A 19,491-nucleotide genomic window follows, 5' to 3' on the forward strand; every position below is an offset into this window, starting at 1 on the left:
TGAGGGCCGACAAGAGGTGTAAAGGCGGCGGCAAAAAATCTCGAACTCAGCCCTTGGTGCTGCATCCAATGTGTAGGCCAACCGAGGTAAGTGCGATGAACAACGGTGAGCGCAACAACGACATCGAATCCCCAGCAACGTCGAACGCCCCGCCCACGGATTCGTCCGGCAAGCCAGTCAATAATGTGGTGGAACGAGATATTGAGGACAGGGACAGTGACACCAGGGGGGTGGATGAAAGCATTACGCCCTCGTCCCCTCGGACCAAGGAGCAGGACGCCGAGGAACTCAGCAAAAAAATTGCCGAGATAGAACGCAAGGTGGCGGATGGTAACTAACAAAGCGCTAAAGCGGCGTCCGCCTCGCCAGTTACGTCAGGGACGAGCTGATTGGGCCGCAACTGGCGAGGGGAACAACTAGACATTAGCTCATAATTTAAAGATGTCTCATGCGCCGCGATCGCGACCGCGACTTTTTATTCTTTTCAGACGAACCACACGCCGAAGGGTTGGCATATCCAGCGACGCCTGCGCAATCATTCAGACGCCGAGGACACTGCCGCCGATACGTTTTGCCAGATGCTGACAGCCCGTGTTGACCCCGACAGCGAAGGCGTACTCACGGACGCCTTCGCCAGCAAGCCGGCTCCTGCAGGCTACCAATTGACCGTGCGCGGTTGCGAGTGGAGCAATCCCGGCCTATGTTCCAAACGACGCATTTGCTTGCGACCGGCGCGCGAACTCGCCGCGGGTTGCTGTCCCATTCAGTGCAGATTTTTGCGACGAGGTGACAACATGCCGAATGACTCCCGCCCCGCCGTGCTCGAACTGATCGGCAATACGCCTCTGGTGCGTATCAGCCGCTTCGATACCGGCCCGTGCACACTGTTTCTCAAACTCGAATCGCAGAACCCCGGCGGTTCGATCAAGGACCGCATCGGCCTGGCGATGATCGACGCCGCCGAACGCGATGGCCGCCTGCGACCGGGCGGCACCATAGTCGAGGCCACCGCCGGCAACACCGGCCTGGGTCTGGCCCTGGTCGGCCGCGCCAAGGGTTACCGGGTGGTGCTGGTGGTGCCGGACAAGATGTCCACCGAGAAGGTCCTGCACCTCAAGGCCATGGGCGCCGAAGTGCACATCACCCGCTCCGATGTCGGCAAGGGCCATCCCGAGTACTACCAGGACGTTGCCGCGCGCCTGGCGCAGGACATTCCCGATGCCTTCTTCGCCGATCAATTCAACAACCCGGCCAACCCGCTGGCCCATGAGTGCAGCACCGCGCCCGAGATCTGGGCGCAGACCCAGCATGATCTGGATGCCATCGTCGTCGGCGTCGGCTCCGCCGGCACACTGACCGGATTGACCCGCTTCTTCAGCCGGGTGCAGCCGAACTTGGAGATGGTGCTGGCCGACCCGGTCGGCTCGGTCATGGCCGAGTACAGCCGCAGCGGCACCCTTGGCACGCCCGGCTCATGGGCCGTGGAAGGCATCGGTGAAGACTTCATCCCCTCGATTGCCGACCTGTCCAGTGTGCGCAAAGCCTATTCGATCAGCGACGAAGAAAGCTTTGACCATGCCCGCCAGCTGCTGCGCGCCGAAGGCATTCTCGGCGGCTCTTCGACCGGCACCCTGCTGGCCGCGGCACTGCGTTACTGCCGCGAGCAAACCGAGCCGAAACGGGTGGTCAGTTTTGTCTGCGACACCGGTACCCGCTACCTGTCGAAGGTCTACAACGACCAGTGGATGAACGATCAGGGCCTGCTGCAGTACAAACATTATGACGATCTGCGCGACCTGATCGCGCGGCGCTTCGAGGATGGCCGGGTGATCAGCGTCGGCCCGGACGACACGTTGCTCACCGCGTTCCAGCGCATGCGCCTGGCGGATGTGTCGCAACTGCCGGTGCTGGTGAACGGCCAGCGCCTGGTCGGCGTGATCGACGAGTCCGATATTCTGCTCGGCATGCAGGAAGATCCCTCGCACTTTCGCATGAGCGTGGCCAGCGCGATGACCGACAAGGTGCAAACCCTGCCGCCCGGCGCCAGCCTGGCCGAACTGCAGGCAGAGCTCGACCGCGGACTGGTGGCGATCATCGCCGATGCGTCGGGCTTCTACGGCCTGATTACCCGGTTCGACCTGCTCAATCATTTACGGAGATCCCTGACATGAGTCAGCACGATGAATCCGCTGCAAGCCGCGCCTTCGCCACCCGCGTGATCCACGCCGGGCAGGTGCCGGACCCCACCACCGGGGCGCTGATGCCGCCGATCTACGCCAACTCCACCTACTTGCAACAGAGCCCCGGCGTGCACAAGGGCTTCGACTACGGGCGCTCGCACAATCCGACGCGCTTTGCCTTGGAGCGCTGCGTCGCCAATCTCGAAGGCGGCAGCCAGGCCTTCGCCTTCGCCTCCGGGCTGGCGACGATTTCCACGGTGCTCGAACTGCTCGACACGGGGGCGCACGTCGTCTCCGGCAACGATCTGTACGGCGGTACTTTCCGTCTGTTCGACAAGGTGCGTCGGCGCAGCGCCGGGCTTCGCTTCAGCTTCGTCGACCTCTCGGACCTGGCGGCCTTCGAAGCGGCGCTGCAGGACGACACGCGCATGGTGATGGTCGAGACCCCGAGCAATCCCCTGCTGAGCCTCACCGACCTGGCGGCCATCGCGCGCATCTGCCGCGACCGGGACATCATTTGTGTGGCCGACAACACCTTCGCCAGCCCGTGGATACAGCGTCCGCTGGAACTTGGCTTCGACATCGTGCTGCACTCGACGACCAAGTACCTGAACGGCCATTCCGACGTGATCGGCGGCATCGCGGTGGTCGGTCAGAATGCCGAACTGGCCGAGCGCCTGGGTTTTCTGCAGAACGCAGTGGGTGCTATCGCCGGGCCGTTCGACGCGTTTCTGACCCTGCGCGGGGTGAAAACCCTGGCACTGCGCATGGAACGCCACTGCAGCAACGCACTGGAACTGGCGCAATGGCTGGAGCGTCAGCCACAGGTGGCGCGCGTCTATTATCCGGGGCTGCCCTCGCATCCACAGCACGAACTGGCGCGGCAGCAGATGCGCGGTTTCGGCGGGATGATTTCCCTCGATCTGAACAGCGACCTGGCCGGCGCCAGGCGCTTCCTCGAAAGTGTGCAGATCTTTGCCCTGGCCGAAAGCCTGGGCGGCGTGGAAAGCCTGATCGAGCACCCGGCGATCATGACCCACGCCACCATTCCTGCCGAGACCCGAGCACAGCTTGGCATCGGCGATGCGCTGGTGCGTCTGTCAGTAGGTGTCGAGGATGTGGAAGACTTGCGCGCCGACCTGGCCCAGGCGCTGGCGCGGATTTGAGCAAGCCTGTCTGCTTGTCCATGTGCGGGGGGGCATTGGCGTGCCGCGAGAGGCCGGTCGCCAAGGCCAGCAACACTTCGAAAAAAACGGAGAATCAGTAAAAAATAAACGATTTTTCCTGATACGCCCTGCTCGATAGCATGACCTGCACCTGCCTCGATCAGTTCAGGAAAAATCGCATGTCTCCCATGAACATCGGCGAACCCTGGATGTGGGCCAGCTTCATCGCCTTCATCATCTGCATGCTGGCGCTGGACCTTTTCGTGTTCGGCGGACGCAAGGCCCATCGCGTGTCCGTCCGCGAGGCACTGTCCTGGGTCATCGCCTGGAGCGGCCTGGCGCTGGCTTTCGCCGCCCTGCTCTGGTGGTATCTGAACGACACCTTCGGCGCGCAGGTCGCCCAGCGCATAACCCTTGAATTTCTTACGGGCTACCTGATCGAGCAATCGCTTTCGATCGACAACATGTTCGTCTTCGTCATGATCTTCGGGTACTTCGCCGTGCCGCCGGAGTTGCAGCGCCGGGTGCTGCTGTATGGCGTGCTGGGCGCCATCGTGATGCGCACCCTGATGATTTTCGCCGGGGTCTGGCTGGTGTCGCAATTCGCCTGGCTGCTCTATGTCTTCGGCGCGTTCCTGATGATCACCGGGATCAAGATGCTGATCTTCGCCGACCAGCAGCCCGATCTGGCCAGGAACCCCTTACTGGGCTGGTTGCGATGTCATTTGCGCGTGACCGACGGCTTTCACGGCGAGCGGTTCTTCGTGCGGCTCAACGGCGTGCGCTGGGCGACGCCGATGTTTCTGGTAATGGTATTGATCGAAGCCAGCGACCTGATATTCGCGGTCGACAGCGTCCCGGCGATCTTCGCCGTCACCACCGACCCCTTCATCATAGTCACCTCGAACATCTTTGCGATCATGGGCTTGCGCGCCCTGTACTTCCTGCTCGCCGATATGGCCGAGCGTTTCCATCTGCTCAAATACGGGCTGGCCTTCGTCTTGGTATTCATTGGCGGCAAAATGTTGGCCATGCCGTGGTTTCATGTGCCGATCCAATGGTCGCTGGCGCTGGTCGCCGGCATTATCCTGACCTCGGTGCTGCTGAGCCTGTTCCTGAGCAGGGAAAAACGCCAAGCGCTGGCGAAGAACAATAAACGAGGCCCGGGAACGGCTAAATGATGCGGCAGCCGGCAAGAAACGGACGAAACCCGGGGATATTTGCCTGGGCAAACGAAGTTTCAGACTGACGGTCACACACCGGTTAAACGCCGAAAACACAGGCGCTAGAAGGTGCCGCATCGGCCGTTTTCGGTCGATACCGATCCCGCAAACATTTGCTTACAATTCAACGACTCGTTAAACACCGAGCTGTCGGCTACTAGTGATAGGTTACGGCGCTTGCCCGGGCCATGAGATGCTCTTCTGCCTTAATTATGCGCATCAACCTTCCCAGTCTTCCTGCCTTCGGTGCCTACCTTGCCCTTGCCTGCCTGTTTGCGGGCGCATGGTTCAGCCACCCGGCCCCTGTGCATTCGTCCTTTGCCCTGATGAAACCGGTCATGGCGGTGGCCGATCAAGTGGCCAAGCCCATCTATACCAGCCGGTTCGCCTCGTCCGGGCTGGTGGACTTCGTGCATTCCTCGGCGGTCACCGCCTTGCCTGACGGCAGCCTGATGGCGGTCTGGTTCGCCGGCACTCGCGAGGGCGCCGCCGACGTGCAGGTGCGCTCTGCCCGCTTCGACGCCAACACCGGCGAATGGGGTGCGGAACAGGTACTGGCGACGCGGGATTCGACGCAACAGGGCACCCGAAAATACATTCGCAAGCTGGGCAATCCGGTGGTCGCACTTGCGCCGGACAATCGCCTCTGGCTGTTCTATGTATCGGTGTCCATGGGCGGCTGGGCCGGCAGTGCGGTCAATGTGATGGTTTCGGACGACTATGGTCGCCAATGGTCCGAGCCGCGCCAATTGATCACCTCACCCTTCCTCAATATCAGCACCCTGGTCCGCTCGGCACCGGTGTTTCATGCCGATGGCTCGATCGGCCTGCCGGTCTACCACGAGTTTCTCGGCAAGTTCGCCGAGTATCTGTACCTGAGCGCGGACGGCAATGTGATCGATAAGTACCGCATCAGCCACGGCAACAACTCCTTGCAACCCACGGTGGTTCCACTGGATGGTCAGCGCGGTGTGGCCTTGCTGCGCTACGCCGGCAACACCCATCACCGCGTGCTGGCGACCCGCACTGAAGATGCCGGGCAAACCTGGAGTGAACCCTACCCGCTCGATCCATCGAATCCGAACTCCTCGCTGGCGGCGGTCGCGACGCCCAAGCACGGGCTGCTGGTAGCGCTCAATGACCTGCAGGAGGGGCGCTTCAAGCTGAGCCTGTACGGTACCGACGCAGAGATGGACGATTGGCGCTCGCTACGGGACCTGGATAAATCGCCCGATCCATTGGGGGCTCCGTTTTCACCCGAGGCCTACAAGGAAATCATCGGCCAGGAATTTCGCGGTTCCAGTGGCGCTCTGCGCCAACCGCTGGAAGCGCAGTTCCTGAGCAACCTCGACACCCGGGTCTGCAAAAGCCAGGGCTGCGAATTCGAATATGAATACCCCTACTTCATCCGCAGTCCCGACGGTCTGTATCACCTGGTGTATTCCTGGAACAACACATTCATCAAGCACGTGACCTTCAACGATGCCTGGCTGGCGGAGCGAGTCCATTGATCAACCTCTGGCAAGCCCATATCAGCTTCGCAATGATCCTCTTCCTGCTGCTGCCGTCTTTTGGCTTGAACAAGGGCGGGCGTGTCGCGCTATTGCTCGCCTTGCTGGCAGTCAGCTACATCCCGCTGGACGGATTGACCCTGGCTGCGTACTTGCGCAGCCACATCGATGACCTTGCCGTCACGACCCTGGTGTTCATGGCCTGGGGTTGTCTGCGTCGACTGGAGCTCTTGCCGCCTGCGCGGCAGGGTCAGGCCGGCATATTGGTCCTCTTTGCCGTGATGGCCCTGGCGCTGTACCCGGCAACCCTGGGCTTGAGCGACCTGGACCCGTATCGGTTCGGCTTCAGTCCGCGTCCGATGCTGGTGTTCGTCGGGCTGCTGACGTTGAGCCTGTTTTACCTGCGCAACTACCTGGCGGTCTTGATGCTGGCCGGCGCAACCCTGGGCTTCATCGCCGGCATCAAGCCATCGCACAATTATTGGGATTACCTGGTTGATCCGCTGCTGGGCCTGTATTGCTGCCTGGCACTGCTGCTGTTGGCCACGCACTGGACCTTTGGTCGGCTCGGCTCGCTGCGCGGTTCGGCGTGACAACGATTCATTCAAGATTCAACGACAATTTTTGACAGGGGAACATGGATGGGTTGGCTGCAATCGAGACGTTTGCATTACTGGCTGGGCGCAACAGCGATTGCGTTTGTGCTGTTTGCACTGCTGCGGGTGGTGTTCTTCTTCGGCTTTTCCGGCTTTGACGCCAACGCGTTGAGCGCTGAACCGGCCGTGCCGGAAACCCTGGGCATCGGCTTTCGTTTCGATCTGCGCCTGGCCATCCTGGTGATGTTGCCGGTGGCGTTGCTGGCCTGGATCCCGCGCTGGAACCTCACGACCAGCCGCCTGCTGCGCCGGATCGCACGGGTGTACCTGGCCGCGATCCTGAGCGTCATGCTGCTGATCTACATCATCGATTTCGGCCATTACGCGTACCTGGGCGTCAGAATCAACGCCACCGTGCTGCGCTTTATCGACGATGCGCAAATATCCCGGGACATGGTCTGGCAGACCTATCCGGTCATCTGGATTTCACTGGGTTGGCTGGCGACCGTCGCCCTGGTGACCCTGGCCCTGATGCGCCTGGAGCGCGTGACCCTGGACCGCCCGCGCAAAGTCATCCACCCGCTTTCCGTCACCTGGGGCAGCGCGTTGATGGTGGTGGTGGTGTTGCTGGGCATCCTGGGCCGTGTCGAGAACATGAACCTGGAAAACCCTGTGCCGTTGCGCTGGAGCGACGCGTTCTTCTCGGGTAACACCCAGGTCGCGGCACTGGGCCTGAATCCAGTGATCTTCCTGTACGACACGGTCAAGGTCGGCCAGTCGCGCTACGACGAAGCTCAGGTGCGCGAACACTATGCCGTCATGGCCAAGTACCTGGGGGTCGCACAGCCTGACCCGCAACGCCTTGATTTCGTCCGCCACCAGGCGCCACAACCCTACAAGGTACCGGGTAACCGGCCACCGAACGTGATGTTCGTCATGCTCGAATCCCTGGGTACCAGCGCCGTCGGTGCCTATGGCAACCCGATCAATCCGACGCCGAACATCGATCGCCTTGCCACGCAGAGCTGGTTCTTCGAGCACTTCTATGTGCCGGTGACCGGGACCGCGAAAACTGTCTGGGCCAGTATCAGCGGCGTGCCTGACGTCACTCGTCAGGAAACCGCGACCCGCAACCCGCTGATCACCAAGCAGCACACCCTGATCAACGCCTTCACCGGTTACGAGAAGCTCTACACCATTGGCGGCAACTCCGGCTGGGCCAACATGAATGCCTTGATCCGGCAGAGCATCGACGGCGTTCGCCTGTTCGAAGAGCGCGACTGGAAGGCTCCGGTGGTGGACGTGTGGGGCATTTCCGACCTGGACCTGTTCAAGGAAACCGACAAGATCCTGCAAGCACTGCCCAAGGACAAACCGTTCTTCGCTTATGTGCAGACGGCCGGCAACCATCGTCCCTTCACCATTCCCAAGACCAATGACGGCTTCGAGGTCAAGCACCCTACCCTGGAAGAAGTCCAGGCCGCCGGATCGCGCAGTGTCGAACAGTACAACGCCGTGCGCCTGCTGGACTTCAACATCGGTCGCCTGATGGAAATCGCCAAGGCGGGCGGCTGGTACGACAACACCATTTTCGTGCTGTTCGGCGACCATAACACCCGTATCGCGCAGATCCCGTTCCTGGCTCCGGCCTACGAGCAACTGGGCCTGGAAAGCAATGCGGTGCCGATGATCATCCACGCCCCGGGCCTGCTCGGGACGCGAAACGTCAAGGAAGCCGTGGGCCTGGTGGACTTGCTGCCGACCGTCGCAGGCATGGCAGGCCTCGAGTTCCGCAACAGCGGCATGGGCCGTGACATCCAGCAACCCGCGCCCGAGGGTGAACGTGTCGTGCCGCTGGTATTGCGCGAAGGCACCTTCCCGTTGATTGCAGGCGTCACTCAACACTATATGGTGCAGATGGAACACGACGGCAGCTCGCCGACGCTTCATGACCTGGCCTCGAAGACGCCGCTGGACAACGTGGCAGAGAAAAACCCGGACGAGTTCAAGCGCCTGGTGGAGTTGACTCGGGGTATGCATGAGACTTCGCGGTTGATGCTTTATCAGAATGTGCGTGAGTGATTGAGGGTGGCGGCAGAACCCTGATGTGAGGTTCTGCCAATCCGCTCGCTCAAGCTGGAAACGATGCGCACTGTGCACGGGCTGAATGGCCCGATCTTCGCCTGATGTTATGCTGATCACGAGCGAACTCATCCTGCCCCTCAACCGAGGAAGTGAAGATGAAGCACCTATTCGCGGTCGTCCTGGCTGCCCTCTCGCTTTCCATTTCGCCCCTCGCCAGTACAGCGCCCACCGACGACGCCAACGCCATCCGCCCCTTCCACGTCGCCATTGCCGACAAGGACCTCACCGACCTGCGCACCCCCCGCAGATGATTGGCTACGGCGCGACGGACTCGCCGGCCTTCCTCGCGGCACTCATGCTCGTGCATCCAGGTTTTGCCAAATGGACGTACGGCGCCGACCCTCGGCAGTCGCCAACCAGGGATCAAGTGCTGGATGACATTACGTTGTATTGGCTGACGAACAGCGCCGCTTCGGCAGCACGGCTCTACTGGGAGAACATGGGACGCAGTCCGCTTTCTTCGGCTGCTCAGAAAACCACCGAGATCGCGCTGCCGGTGGCCGTCACGGTATTTCCGAATGACGTCTACTACCCCCCGGAAAGTTGGGCCAAGCGCGCCTATGGCCACCTGATCTACTTTAACCAGGCGAAAAAAGGTGGCCATTTCGCGGCCTGGGAACAGCCGCAGCTGTTTACCGAGGAACTGCGCACGGCGTTCCGATCGTTGCGCTGAAGCGCAAAAATCCTTTCGGTGCAGTGAGCCAAGGGGTTCGCTGGATCGGACGGCTCAGGCCGACGGATGAAAGTCTGCGCATTGGCGTGGTAGCGCCCCTGAAACGATGAAACCAGCACCATCATGCCCATCGTGGCGGCGTCCAGTTCGATCAGTAGTGCGTGGAAAAGCAACCTGTTGCAGTTGTGCGCTTGAGATCACCCTTGCGAGTCATCATGATCGGGGCTAATTACCACTAGCCCTGGAGGCATCGCATGCGCCCTTTGTGTCGGACCAACCCTGCGTCGAGCTCGAGATCGTTTCCAGCGCGCTTGCACAACTGGTTCGCGCTCTGTCTGCGGTGGGGTCTGTGCATGGGTATCGTCATGCCCGGCATTACGGCTGCAGAGTCTCGGCCCGAGGATATGGTGTATCTGCGTTCGATCGATCCGGACATCGAGCAGGACATCCGTTATGCCAGCGCCCACAACTTCACCGGGCACTCGCTCGACGGTTACGCCGCGGCGCAGTGCCTGTTGACGCAGGACGCGGCCCTGGCCCTCGCCCGGGTACAAAAAGCACTGCGTGCCCAGGGCTATGGTTTGAAGGTATTCGACTGCTATCGACCCAGCCGTGCGGTTGCCGACATGGGGCGCTTCGCCACAGAGCCGGGTGACCCGCGCAAGGCCGAATTCTATCCGCGCGTGGACAAGCAGGACTTCTGGCGCCTGGGTTATGTGGCCCGCGTGTCCAATCACTCCCGAGGCTCGACCGTGGACCTGACCTTGACCGGCCCACAGGCACTGCCCGCCGAAACCTGGTCGCCCGCGGCCGCGCAAGTGGACTGTACGGCGCCCTATGGCCAGCGCTGGCGCGACGGCGCACTCGATATGGGCACAGGTTACGACTGCTTCGATGAGCGCGCGCATACCGACACGCCGTTGATCAACGCCGATGCCCGGAAAAATCGCCAGCTACTCAGCCGGGCCATGGAAAAGGAAGGATTTTCCGGGTACGACAAGGAATGGTGGCACTTCACCTACAGTGGCGCGGGTCCGCGCAAGGACGTCATGGATTTCCCCATCACGCCGCTGGAGGCAAGCAACGTGCTCGACTCCAGCCACCAGCTGATAGTGGTCACCAGCAAAAACTGGACTGACGTCCAGGGCACTGCCCAGCGCTATGTTCGACAAGGGTCCACCTTTGAAAAATACGCGGATCCCTTTCCGGTGGTGCTCGGCAAGAACGGGCTGGCCTGGGGCAAGGGTGTTGCAGCGAACGTCGAGCAACGGGAAGGCCCGGTCAAACGCGAAGGCGATGGAAAAGCGCCTGCCGGGATTTTCAAGCTGGGAACAGCATTCGGCTACGACAATGCGGCCAACACCAAACTGCCTTATCTGGCGTTGACCCCGACCACCGAATGCGTGGATGACAGTCAATCCAACCATTACAACGAGCTGGTCGACGGGGCGACAACAGCCAGGGACTGGAACAGTTCCGAACGCATGCGGCGTGACGATGACACGTATCGCCAAGGCATTTTCATCGAGCACAACTCGCCGGCGTCACCCGCCTTGGGCTCGTGCATCTTCTTCCATATCTGGCGAGGCCCCTCCTCGCCGACGCTTGGTTGCACCGCCATGGATCAAGCGAATATTTCCCTCTTGTTCGGTTGGTTGGATCCTCGCCAGTCGCCGCTGCTGGTTCAATTGCCCGAAGCGCAATACGAGCACTTTCGTGCAAGCTGGAATCTGCCCGAACGTTGATATCGCCGGTTCCCGCGGAAGGCATTCCGGCGAAACCGGTTGATACGTGCCTGTTACCTTGCCCGACTCAGAGCATATCCGGCTGTTACCTTGCCTGTAACGCCAAGATACTTCGCCGCACTGCGCGTTGCGCCTAGAGTGAAGCCGTCAATGTGCCTACAGGGTTGTGACGACACCACCCGCCTCTGTGCAGTGGAGGCATGGAAGTCCTGAAACGGGTGCTGTCTGATCGCTTGTCGGATTCGATACCCTCTGCCCATTGATTGCCCAACACACAACCAAGGAAGAGGGAAACCATGAGCAAGTCGAGCGCTATAAGCCTGCAACTGCAACTTCAAAATGACGTGCAAGAGGCCGTCAAGTCGCTTTTGGGCGCCACCAAGGCCCTGACCACGGCCGATTACGGCAAGGTGCTGACGTCGACCCTGGCGGCTACCCAAAAGGTAGTCACGATCGAGATCGCCGACGCCGATCTGACCCTGCTCAAGAAGTCCGGGTACAAGCTGTGCTTTGCCAAGAAGGTCGGTACCGCCGACTACAACGTGGTCTGGCAGTCCTATGGCCAATACCTGAGCAACAACGAATTCAGCTGGACGCCCCAGTACCAGCTGTTCGGCTCCAACCTGTTCAAGGAAAACGTGCAGGTTAAAGTCTCGACCAATGTCGTCAACATCGGGCTGGGACAAACCTCGATACTCGCCGACTCCGGCCTGCTGGGTCCGGCAGTGACGGGGGGTCCTGCCGCCTCCTTCACCCTGGTCAACAACTACGCGCCCATTCATCCGGGGGTCAATCAACTGTCAACCGGCATCGATGGCAACCAGGTCAGCACACCGATCTACGTTGCCGTGAACCAGGTGGTCACCGGCAATACCGTTCTGACGCCCGTCGAAAGCATTCTCGTGTGGTTCGAACAGAACGTGCAGACCAGCACCATGTTCAGCACCTCGCGCTCCAAGTCGATCGAAATCGAGCTGACTTTCGCTAATGACGCCGCGCGCCTTTACGAAGGAGGTGAATGGAAAACGATATAACCCGACGCACCGGGGGCAACCTCAGGGTTGCCCTTTCCACTCAGGAATCGTCACTGCCGCCCTGGGAGAAATAGCCGGTCAACGACCGACAGATAGACTCCGCCAGGTCTTGCTGGGTGGCAATGCCGTAGGGTCGCTTGCGATCGAACTGCTCCGACCAGCGAATCCGGCCCTGCGCGACATCGATCAGGCGCAGCGTCGCCCGGACCCGTGCCGGCTCCACCCGCACGCTGCCTTCCAGGGAATAATTGCCCCGCCCGCCGCGTACCAGCTCCGTTGCCTTGGTGGTGTTGCGCGGCACCCTCATCAACACATGATTGGCACCGCTGCGGGTTTGCTCGAACGACTCGAACAACCTGCAACCCAACTCTTCGCACAAGCCACGGGTAAAGTCGTCGCCATCGAGGGTGATGCAGGTAAACGGCTGGATTTGCAGAACGGGATGGCGCATAGCGATCCCTTTAGGCCTGAGCCTTTGGCAAGCCAGTCGATAACAACCGGCCGGAATGCTTAACCGTATGGGGTCTTGCAGGCCAGTGGTGACGTAATGTTCGGCGAGCTTGCGCCGCAACCGTCCTACCTGAACCCGCACCACCGGATCGTCGCCTGTGCAGTAAACCATGGGGTCACGACGAAACACCGCGAGGCCGATGGCGTGTTCGGTGAGGGGAACGCCCGGGGATTGCAGGTCATGTTCGACCAGGAAACTCAGCAGGCTGCCCAGCCGCCGCGACTTGGCGAACAACGGACTGGCCAGCAATTGCGCGAGCACCCGCTCCACCTCTTCCCGGGCCAGAGGCTGGGGAACGATGCCTGCACTCGGACCGCCAATGCGCTTGATCACCACTGCCTGCCTCCGTGCAGGTTGCCGCCAGTCACTCGCGATCTCGATGGCCATGAACGACTCGAGTGCCGACAGATCCCAGCGTAGCAGTTGCCAGCCGGTGGTGGAGAAATTGCGCTGGTCGGAGGGCCTGGCCATAGCCGAAGGAAATGTCGGCGCGGATCTGTCCGACCACTCGTCTGGAACCCCGCGCCGGATCTATTGACAGTAATAGGCGTCTGCGCGATTATTATTACAGCGCATACGATACAAACGTATACGACACATACACACAGTTTTCCAAACCTTGAGGATCCACCCCATGAGCAAGATCGAAAAAGTCCTGGCCACCGGCAAAACCCACACCACCGTCAGCGCCGCTGGCATCACCTCGCGCGGCCATGACGGCAGCCTCGACATCACCCTGTCGACACCCGGCAACGCGAAACCGGCCCACGTGTTTGCAGCCACCCAGCCGCACCCGACCGCCGAGCAACTGTTCGCCGGCGCCTGGTCGGCCTGCTACACCGCCGCTGTCGGGCTGGTCGCCGGTGAGATGAACGTGGTGCTGCCATCCGATCTGTCCGTCGACATCGAAGTCGATCTGGGCCAGACCGGTCCGGCCTACTTTCTTCAGGCTCGGTTGACCCTGCGCGTGCCGGGGTTGGCGCACGATGTCGCGACGACGCTGGCGCATACCGCCGACCAGATTTGCCCGTACTCGAAGGCGACGCGGGGTAATATTGACGTGGCCCTGAACGTCCTCACGGCATGACGCACCGCGCGGCGTTGATATCGATCGACAGCTTCGATACGCCATATATATCGCATACGCTTAAAGCGCATGCGAACCATGAAACCATTCAAACGATGAGGACTCATCCATGAACAAAATCGAAAAAGTACTGGCGACCGGCAAAACCCACACCACGTTCAGCGACGCTGGCAACTCTGCCCATGGTCTCGACATCCAGCTCTCCTCGCCTGGTAACGCAAAACTGGCACACGAGTTCACCGCCATCGTGCCGCACCCGACCGCCGAGCAACTGTTCGCCGGCGCATGGTCGGCCTGCTACACCGCCGCCGTCGAGCTGGCGGCGAAAAACATGAAGGTGACACTGCCGTCCAATCTGGCCGTCATCATCGAGGTCGATCTGGGCCAGACCGGTCCGGCCTACTTCCTCCAGGCGCGCTTGACCCTGCGCGTGCCGGGCCTGACGCAAGACGTCGCGATGGAGTTGGCGCATGCCGCCGACCAGATCTGTCCGTACTCGAAGGCGACGCGAGGCAATATCGATGTGGTCATTAACGCGCTGACGGCGTGATCCATCCTGTGACCGGTTCGCCTTCGCCGACGAACCGGTCGCAACCCCAAGTTGGTATCGTTCCGATAGAATCGCATACGAGGTATATTTCACCTTTTACCCGCCATCAGTCTTCGGCCAAAGAGGATGCACATGAAAACCACGGACAAGACGTCTCCCGCCAACCCGAAGCTCTCCGACTTCCTGTGTTTTGCGGTCTATTCCACCAACCTGGCGTTCGGCAAGGCCTACAAGCCGATTCTCGAGCAGCTTGGGCTGACCTACACGCAATACATCACCATCGTGGCGTTATGGGAGCAAGACGATCAGACCGTGGGCAGCCTCGGCGAAAAGCTGTTTCTGGAATCGAACACCCTGACGCCGATCCTGAAGAAGCTCGAAGCGATGGGCTATCTGCAGCGCCAGCGCGATCCCGAGGACGAGCGCCAGGTGCGGATCAGCCTGACGAAGGAAGGTCGACAGCTGCGCGAAGGCCGCCCGGAACTGGGTCTCTCCGACGCCACCGGGCTGACGCCGGAGGCGTTCATGGAGATGCAGAAGGCGGTCGTGACGCTGCGCAACAATCTCATCAAATGGACCAAGGCCGGGTAATGCCCCGCCTACCCCACCAGATCGATCAACTGCTCGCGCTGCGCCCCCGTCAGCATCGGGCCAAACCCGGCACCGGCGTTTTGCGTCATGTAGCGCGGGTTGCCCGTCCCGGGAATGACACAGGTCACCGCCGGATGCGCCAGCAGGAACTTGAGCGCCAGTTGCGGCCAACTGCTGACCTCCACTTGTGCGGCCCATCCCGGTAGCGGCTTGCCCTTCAAGCGTGCGATCAAGCCACCGCCGCCGAAGGGTCGATTGCAGATCACCGCCACGCCGCGCTCGCGGCACAGCGGCAGCAGGCGTTTCTCCACGCTGCGATCATCCAGGGCATAGTTGATCTGCAGGAAATCCAGCGGTTCGGCCTTGAGTACCGCTTCTACCTCGTCATAGGCCGACGCCGTGTAATGAGTGATGCCGATGTAGCGAATGCGCCCTTCCTCCTTCCATTTGCGCAAGGTCGGCAAGTGGGTTTTCCAGTCCAGCAGGTTGTGGATCTGCATCAAGTCGATACGGTCGGTCTGTAACAATTTGAAAGACTGTTCCATCTGCGCGATGCCTTCTTCGCGGCCACGGGTCCAGACCTTGGTGGCCAGGAAGGCCGGTGAACGCGGCCGGTGGATCGACAGCAATTCACCGATGGTCTGTTCGGCGCGACCATACATCGGCGAGCTGTCGATCACGGTCCCGCCCTTCTGGAACAACGCACTGAGCACCGCTGGCAGATCCTTGTAGGCAGGGTCCGCCGGCGCGACATCGAAGCCGCGATAAGTGCCCAGCCCGACGACGGGCAACGGCTCGGTGCTGGAAGGGATGGCTCGGGTCAGCATATTCTTGCCTCCTGTATCCTTCGACGGCGGGGACGCTGCAAAGGCCGGATCGAAGGTGTAAATCACCGAAGCACCGGCGGCCAGCGTGAGAATTTTTCGACGCGTATATCCATCAGTGTGGCTCATGGAATGGCCCTTCCACAGTTTTTGCGTGCGCTATGGATCGACTACACTCTGAGCGCTATCAGGCGATAGCAGCCTTCAGGCCCAGAGCAGTCAATGCCGCCCACTGACGTTAGCCGAATGTCGCGCACCCTGGTGTCTCTCGTCGTCATCGTCGCAGCGCTGTACCTGGTGCTCTGTGTGGCGTTGTTCGTGTTCCAGCGCGCGCTCATCTACTACCCGCAACCCCGCGCCATCGACACCTCGGCGTCGCTGCTCGCCCTGACGGTCGACGACGCGCAGGTGCTGGTCACCGTGCGCCCGCGCGACGGGGCCAAGGCGTTGATCTATTTCGGCGGCAATGCCGAGGACGTGTCCCGCAGCCTGCCCGGATTCGCCCGGGCTTTCCCCGATCATGCGCTCTACCTGATGCACTACCGAGGCTACGGTGGCAGTTCCGGGTCACCCTCCGAAGAAGCGATCCAGCGCGATGCCGTGGCCCTCTTCGATCAGGTCTACGCCACGCATCCCCATATCGCCGTGGTCGGTCGCAGCCTGGGCTCGGGGGTCGCCGTGCGCCTTGCCAGCCAACGGCCGGCGGCTCGCCTGGTGCTGATCACTCCTTACAACAGCCTTGCAGAACTCGGGGCCCGGCTGTACCCGATTTTTCCCGTGAGATGGATGCTCAAGGACACCTTTGACTCCTGGAAATACGCCGCTCGCATCACAGTGCCGACGTTGTTGTTGGCGGCCGAACATGATGAAGTGATTCCACGCTCCAGCACGGACCGGCTCTACACGCATTTCGCCAAAGGTGTGGCGTCGTTACGGGTCATACCGGGTGTCGGGCACAATTCGATTTCCGAAAGTCCCGACTATCTCAAACTGTTGGGGGATGGGTTGTAAGTGGCCCGGCGACACTGTGTTACTCGTAAGGGAGCCAGAGCACCGGGCCCGGTGGCAACTTATGCCACGGATAGCCCTTCGCGCCGAGTTCAAAGGCGTACTCGAACAAGCGTTTCATGTACTCGCCATCGAATTTATGGTTTCGCGAAAAGCAAAAGTCAGCGCCGATGTAGGCAAGATTGAAGTCGGCCCCATCCTGCTTCGCCATCCGGTAGATCCGATCGAGGTCGCTGATGCCCTGGGTTTGAATCAAGGCACTGATGGCTCGACCGCCAATGCTCAACGTACGGCGCTTCGTCCCGGACCACTGCGGTTCCAGCTTGCCGTTGCGAATGACATAGAAATGACGTTCGTGGCGCATGGGTGCGCCCGGGACTTTGTTCATCGCCATCACGGTGCCTGGCGGGTACAGGAACATCTGGGTGATGACGCCGCCATCCACGTGCATTTCCTGGAACAGTTGGCCGTCGACTTCCACATCGATCATGACCGGTGAAACGGCGCCGGGAATACTCATCGAGGCGACCATGATGTTGCGAAAGAGCTCGAGCGCTCCCGGCGCCTGGCTGGCGGCGATAGTGCCCATGTTCCAGGTGACCGGCCGCGCGGAATCAAGGTCAGTGGTGCCAATCATCAGGATTCGTCCTTTGGCATATTGCGCCGCGATCTGCGCAAGCACCTCAGGCGTGATGTACTTCGCGATGAGCCGCGACAGTGGTTTGCTGTCGGCTACCCCGTCGCTGGCAAGACGCGCCAGGACATTACGCGAACGGAAAATGTCTTTCGGGCCGACTGCGTTGCAGATACGCTGGATGACCGCATCATACTGCGGCCCCAGGAAAGCGAACGGGGCGACCAGGGCGCCGGCGCTGATGCCTGTGACAATCTTGAACGCCGGGCGAGTGCCATGCAGGGTCCATCCCGCAATGAGCCCCGCCGCAAAGGTGCCAGCGTCGCCACCTCCGGAAATGGCCAGCATGCTTGCCAGCGGCAGGAGGGTGTCCGGCCTGCCGGTTGCAACGAGCGCCTCATACTCTCTCTTGTTGGCCGCAATGGCATCCTGAATGAACGGACTCAGGTCCTGGTCCATCCAGTAGCGAGCATTGGGAATACCCGGTATGACCGCTTTTTCCGTTAACGTCGGCGGCACGGCGTCACGGCGTTGCAGGCACGCCTGAAGCAACATGTTGATGGTTGAGGCACCGGGTCTGAGCTGGAACGGGTTCAAAACGCCTCCTCCGGCCCCTGCAATCGACAGAGAACGCGCTCATCTTGTTATTCGGTGAAACGTCCTTACCGGTGGTGCCCGAGATGGCTATGTGCAAGCAACCGCGACACTTTGCTCAAACGTCCAGTCGCTTATCTTGCGCCCCTTTACGAGAGAAACAAACACGTTGACCGCGTCGCCAAGGCGAAGGCGCCTTCGAGGACGCCTTCGCCGGCAAGTCGGATCGCCGCACCGCTGGCTCCTACTTCAACTCTACAACCGGCACGCCTTTCTTCACGATATAGGTCGCCAGCTCCGACGCCTTGGCTGCACCGATGTTCTTCGCGACATGCGCAGTGCCAGCGGGGATGTACAGGGAGTCACCCGCCTTGAGCGTGACCGGTGGCTGCCCCTCGAGCTGATACTCGAACGTGCCCTCCAGGACGTAGGCGACTTCCACACCGGGATGAGAATGCTTGGGTGAAGAAACACCCGGATCGATATCAACCCGAACCTGGATCACCTCACGCCCGGAAACATCCAGGTCGCGCTGCAACAGATCCGTACGGTGGATCCCGGACTGCCAGCTTTTGGCCGGCTGCGACCCTTGGCTGGCTTCGGCGGGAGCCTTCGATTCTTGAGCTTGCGAGACGCCGGCGAAGGCGGCGAGCGCCACGGTGGCGGCAACGGCGAACAGGCCAGCGGTAGTGCGCAAGTTGCTACGGAAGTTGATACGGGACATCGCATATCTCCAGGGAATACACGGCAAGGCCGCGCCAGGTTTTGCCGCGGATGCGGTGGCTCTATTGGGAGGCCGCCGTGTATCGCGCAAGTGTCGCGCGAACCATGGATTTGTATGCAAAGGTAGCTGTAGGTGTGGGAGATACGTGCAGATACAAACGGGTGTGGCGTTTGACTTTCTGCCATCCTCCCCAATCACTTGCGCGGCGAGTGCCTGCGCGCCAGGCGTAGCGGCCAGTTGCCGCCGTTGGCACGCCGACATTCCTCTTCGGAGTCGAACTGCACATGGGCCGAGACCGAGTTGAGCGGAACCTGGGCTGCAGTCAACGCCTCGGCTGTCAGTTCAATCATGCGCCCACCCTGCCCGCTCGCCAGTGCCTGATCCTTTTGCGCCTGCGTATCGAACACCCAGACCACCCTCAGGCTGGAAGGAAATTCGGCGTAATCGATTTCGTGGGTCAGCCAGACGAACCCGACCAGTTCCGCCTTGGCCGTCTCGCACGCCTCGGTGAGAGTGGCGACCAGGCGACGTTCGATGTGCGCCTGCTCGCGTTTGCTTAAACCCATGGATGGAGTCCTTGTAACCGGCAAAAAAAACATCATACGACACCTGCCAGTTCTCTTCGGCCTGGATCAGCTGGGAGCATGCTTCATCCATTGCCGAGAATCGTGTTGGTACAATCACCTGCATACAAC

20 protein-coding genes are annotated in these 19,491 nt (G+C 60.9%); 15 read left to right on the plus strand and 5 right to left on the minus strand.

Going from position 1 to position 19,491, the window contains the following annotated elements; all coding sequences use genetic code 11:
* Nucleotides 1-95 precede the first annotated feature (95 nt).
* The 11 genes from F8N80_RS16300 to F8N80_RS16345 all read left to right on the plus strand — a co-directional run bounded on the left by F8N80_RS16300 (nt 96) and on the right by F8N80_RS16345 (nt 12,273).
* Nucleotides 96-338, plus strand: coding sequence for a hypothetical protein (locus F8N80_RS16300; protein WP_150748309.1), 243 nt, complete (start codon nt 96-98; stop codon nt 336-338).
* A 456-nt stretch (nt 339-794) separates the two neighbouring features.
* On the plus strand, nt 795-2,171 hold the full coding sequence (locus F8N80_RS16305) for a pyridoxal-phosphate dependent enzyme (protein ID WP_150748310.1): 1,377 nt from the start codon (nt 795-797) through the stop codon (nt 2,169-2,171).
* Complete coding sequence (locus tag F8N80_RS16310; RefSeq protein ID WP_150784284.1) at nt 2,168-3,346, plus strand: cystathionine gamma-synthase; 1,179 nt, start codon at nt 2,168-2,170, stop codon at nt 3,344-3,346. The genes F8N80_RS16305 and F8N80_RS16310 overlap by 4 nt, the downstream gene beginning before the upstream one ends.
* A 179-nt stretch (nt 3,347-3,525) precedes the next feature.
* Entirely contained in the window at nt 3,526-4,527 is a 1,002-nt protein-coding gene (locus F8N80_RS16315; RefSeq protein WP_150784285.1) for a TerC family protein, read from the plus strand.
* A 254-nt stretch (nt 4,528-4,781) separates the two neighbouring features.
* On the plus strand, nt 4,782-6,080 hold the full coding sequence (locus tag F8N80_RS16320) for a sialidase family protein (RefSeq protein WP_150784286.1): 1,299 nt from the start codon (nt 4,782-4,784) through the stop codon (nt 6,078-6,080).
* Nucleotides 6,077-6,673 carry a hypothetical protein gene (locus F8N80_RS16325; protein WP_150784287.1) on the plus strand — a complete coding sequence of 199 codons (597 nt, stop codon included), beginning with the start codon at nt 6,077-6,079 and terminating at the stop codon, nt 6,671-6,673. The genes F8N80_RS16320 and F8N80_RS16325 overlap by 4 nt, the downstream gene beginning before the upstream one ends.
* A gap of 48 nt (nt 6,674-6,721) precedes the next feature.
* Complete coding sequence (locus F8N80_RS16330) at nt 6,722-8,758, plus strand: LTA synthase family protein (RefSeq protein WP_150748315.1); 2,037 nt, start codon at nt 6,722-6,724, stop codon at nt 8,756-8,758.
* A gap of 158 nt (nt 8,759-8,916) precedes the next feature.
* Nucleotides 8,917-9,072, plus strand: a complete 156-nt coding sequence (locus tag F8N80_RS31210) for a hypothetical protein (protein WP_191632938.1) — start codon at nt 8,917-8,919, stop codon at nt 9,070-9,072.
* Nucleotides 9,069-9,494 carry a hypothetical protein gene (locus F8N80_RS16335; RefSeq protein ID WP_224790702.1) on the plus strand — a complete coding sequence of 142 codons (426 nt, stop codon included), beginning with the start codon at nt 9,069-9,071 and terminating at the stop codon, nt 9,492-9,494. Before F8N80_RS31210 ends, F8N80_RS16335 begins: the two co-directional genes overlap by 4 nt.
* Nucleotides 9,495-9,847: 353 nt before the next feature.
* Nucleotides 9,848-11,239: a M15 family metallopeptidase gene (locus F8N80_RS16340; RefSeq protein ID WP_224790703.1), complete on the plus strand. Its 1,392-nt coding sequence runs from the start codon at nt 9,848-9,850 to the stop codon at nt 11,237-11,239.
* Nucleotides 11,240-11,535: 296 nt separating this feature from the next.
* Entirely contained in the window at nt 11,536-12,273 is a 738-nt protein-coding gene (locus F8N80_RS16345) for a hypothetical protein (protein ID WP_150784289.1), read from the plus strand.
* A 40-nt stretch (nt 12,274-12,313) separates the two neighbouring features.
* Here the strand turns inward: F8N80_RS16345 and F8N80_RS16350 are convergent, their stop codons facing one another.
* A complete protein-coding gene (locus tag F8N80_RS16350; RefSeq protein ID WP_150748326.1) occupies nt 12,314-13,120 on the minus strand; it encodes a hypothetical protein in 807 nt (268 codons plus the stop codon).
* Nucleotides 13,121-13,418: 298 nt separating this feature from the next.
* On the opposite strand from F8N80_RS16350, the gene F8N80_RS16355 reads away from it, so the two are divergent.
* From F8N80_RS16355 to F8N80_RS16365, 3 genes are all read left to right on the plus strand, one after another.
* Nucleotides 13,419-13,871, plus strand: a complete 453-nt coding sequence (locus F8N80_RS16355) for an Ohr family peroxiredoxin (protein ID WP_150748318.1) — start codon at nt 13,419-13,421, stop codon at nt 13,869-13,871.
* Nucleotides 13,872-13,980: 109 nt separating this feature from the next.
* Nucleotides 13,981-14,421 (plus strand): Ohr family peroxiredoxin, encoded by a 441-nt coding sequence (locus F8N80_RS16360; RefSeq protein ID WP_150748319.1) that lies wholly within the window; start codon nt 13,981-13,983, stop codon nt 14,419-14,421.
* Nucleotides 14,422-14,553: 132 nt separating this feature from the next.
* A complete protein-coding gene (locus tag F8N80_RS16365) occupies nt 14,554-15,012 on the plus strand; it encodes a MarR family winged helix-turn-helix transcriptional regulator (protein ID WP_150748320.1) in 459 nt (152 codons plus the stop codon).
* An 8-nt stretch (nt 15,013-15,020) separates the two neighbouring features.
* On the opposite strand, the gene F8N80_RS16370 is transcribed toward F8N80_RS16365, so the two are convergent.
* Nucleotides 15,021-15,965 (minus strand): aldo/keto reductase, encoded by a 945-nt coding sequence (locus tag F8N80_RS16370; protein WP_150784290.1) that lies wholly within the window; start codon nt 15,963-15,965, stop codon nt 15,021-15,023.
* Nucleotides 15,966-16,058: 93 nt separating this feature from the next.
* On the opposite strand from F8N80_RS16370, the gene F8N80_RS16375 reads away from it, so the two are divergent.
* Complete coding sequence (locus F8N80_RS16375; RefSeq protein ID WP_150748322.1) at nt 16,059-16,847, plus strand: alpha/beta hydrolase; 789 nt, start codon at nt 16,059-16,061, stop codon at nt 16,845-16,847.
* Nucleotides 16,848-16,866: 19 nt separating this feature from the next.
* Here F8N80_RS16375 and F8N80_RS16380 read toward each other — a convergent pair whose 3' ends face one another.
* The 3 genes from F8N80_RS16380 to F8N80_RS16390 form a co-directional block, all read right to left on the minus strand.
* Nucleotides 16,867-18,075, minus strand: coding sequence for a patatin-like phospholipase family protein (locus F8N80_RS16380; protein ID WP_224790704.1), 1,209 nt, complete (start codon nt 18,073-18,075; stop codon nt 16,867-16,869).
* Nucleotides 18,076-18,316: 241 nt separating this feature from the next.
* On the minus strand, nt 18,317-18,796 hold the full coding sequence (locus tag F8N80_RS16385; protein WP_150748323.1) for a cupin domain-containing protein: 480 nt from the start codon (nt 18,794-18,796) through the stop codon (nt 18,317-18,319).
* A 194-nt stretch (nt 18,797-18,990) separates the two neighbouring features.
* Nucleotides 18,991-19,362 carry a hypothetical protein gene (locus F8N80_RS16390; protein WP_150748324.1) on the minus strand — a complete coding sequence of 124 codons (372 nt, stop codon included), beginning with the start codon at nt 19,360-19,362 and terminating at the stop codon, nt 18,991-18,993.
* Between the last annotated feature and the right edge of the window lie 129 nt (nt 19,363-19,491).

This window comes from Pseudomonas fluorescens, assembly GCF_902497995.1.
In the GTDB taxonomy this organism is placed as follows: domain Bacteria; phylum Pseudomonadota; class Gammaproteobacteria; order Pseudomonadales; family Pseudomonadaceae; genus Aquipseudomonas; species Aquipseudomonas fluorescens_BK.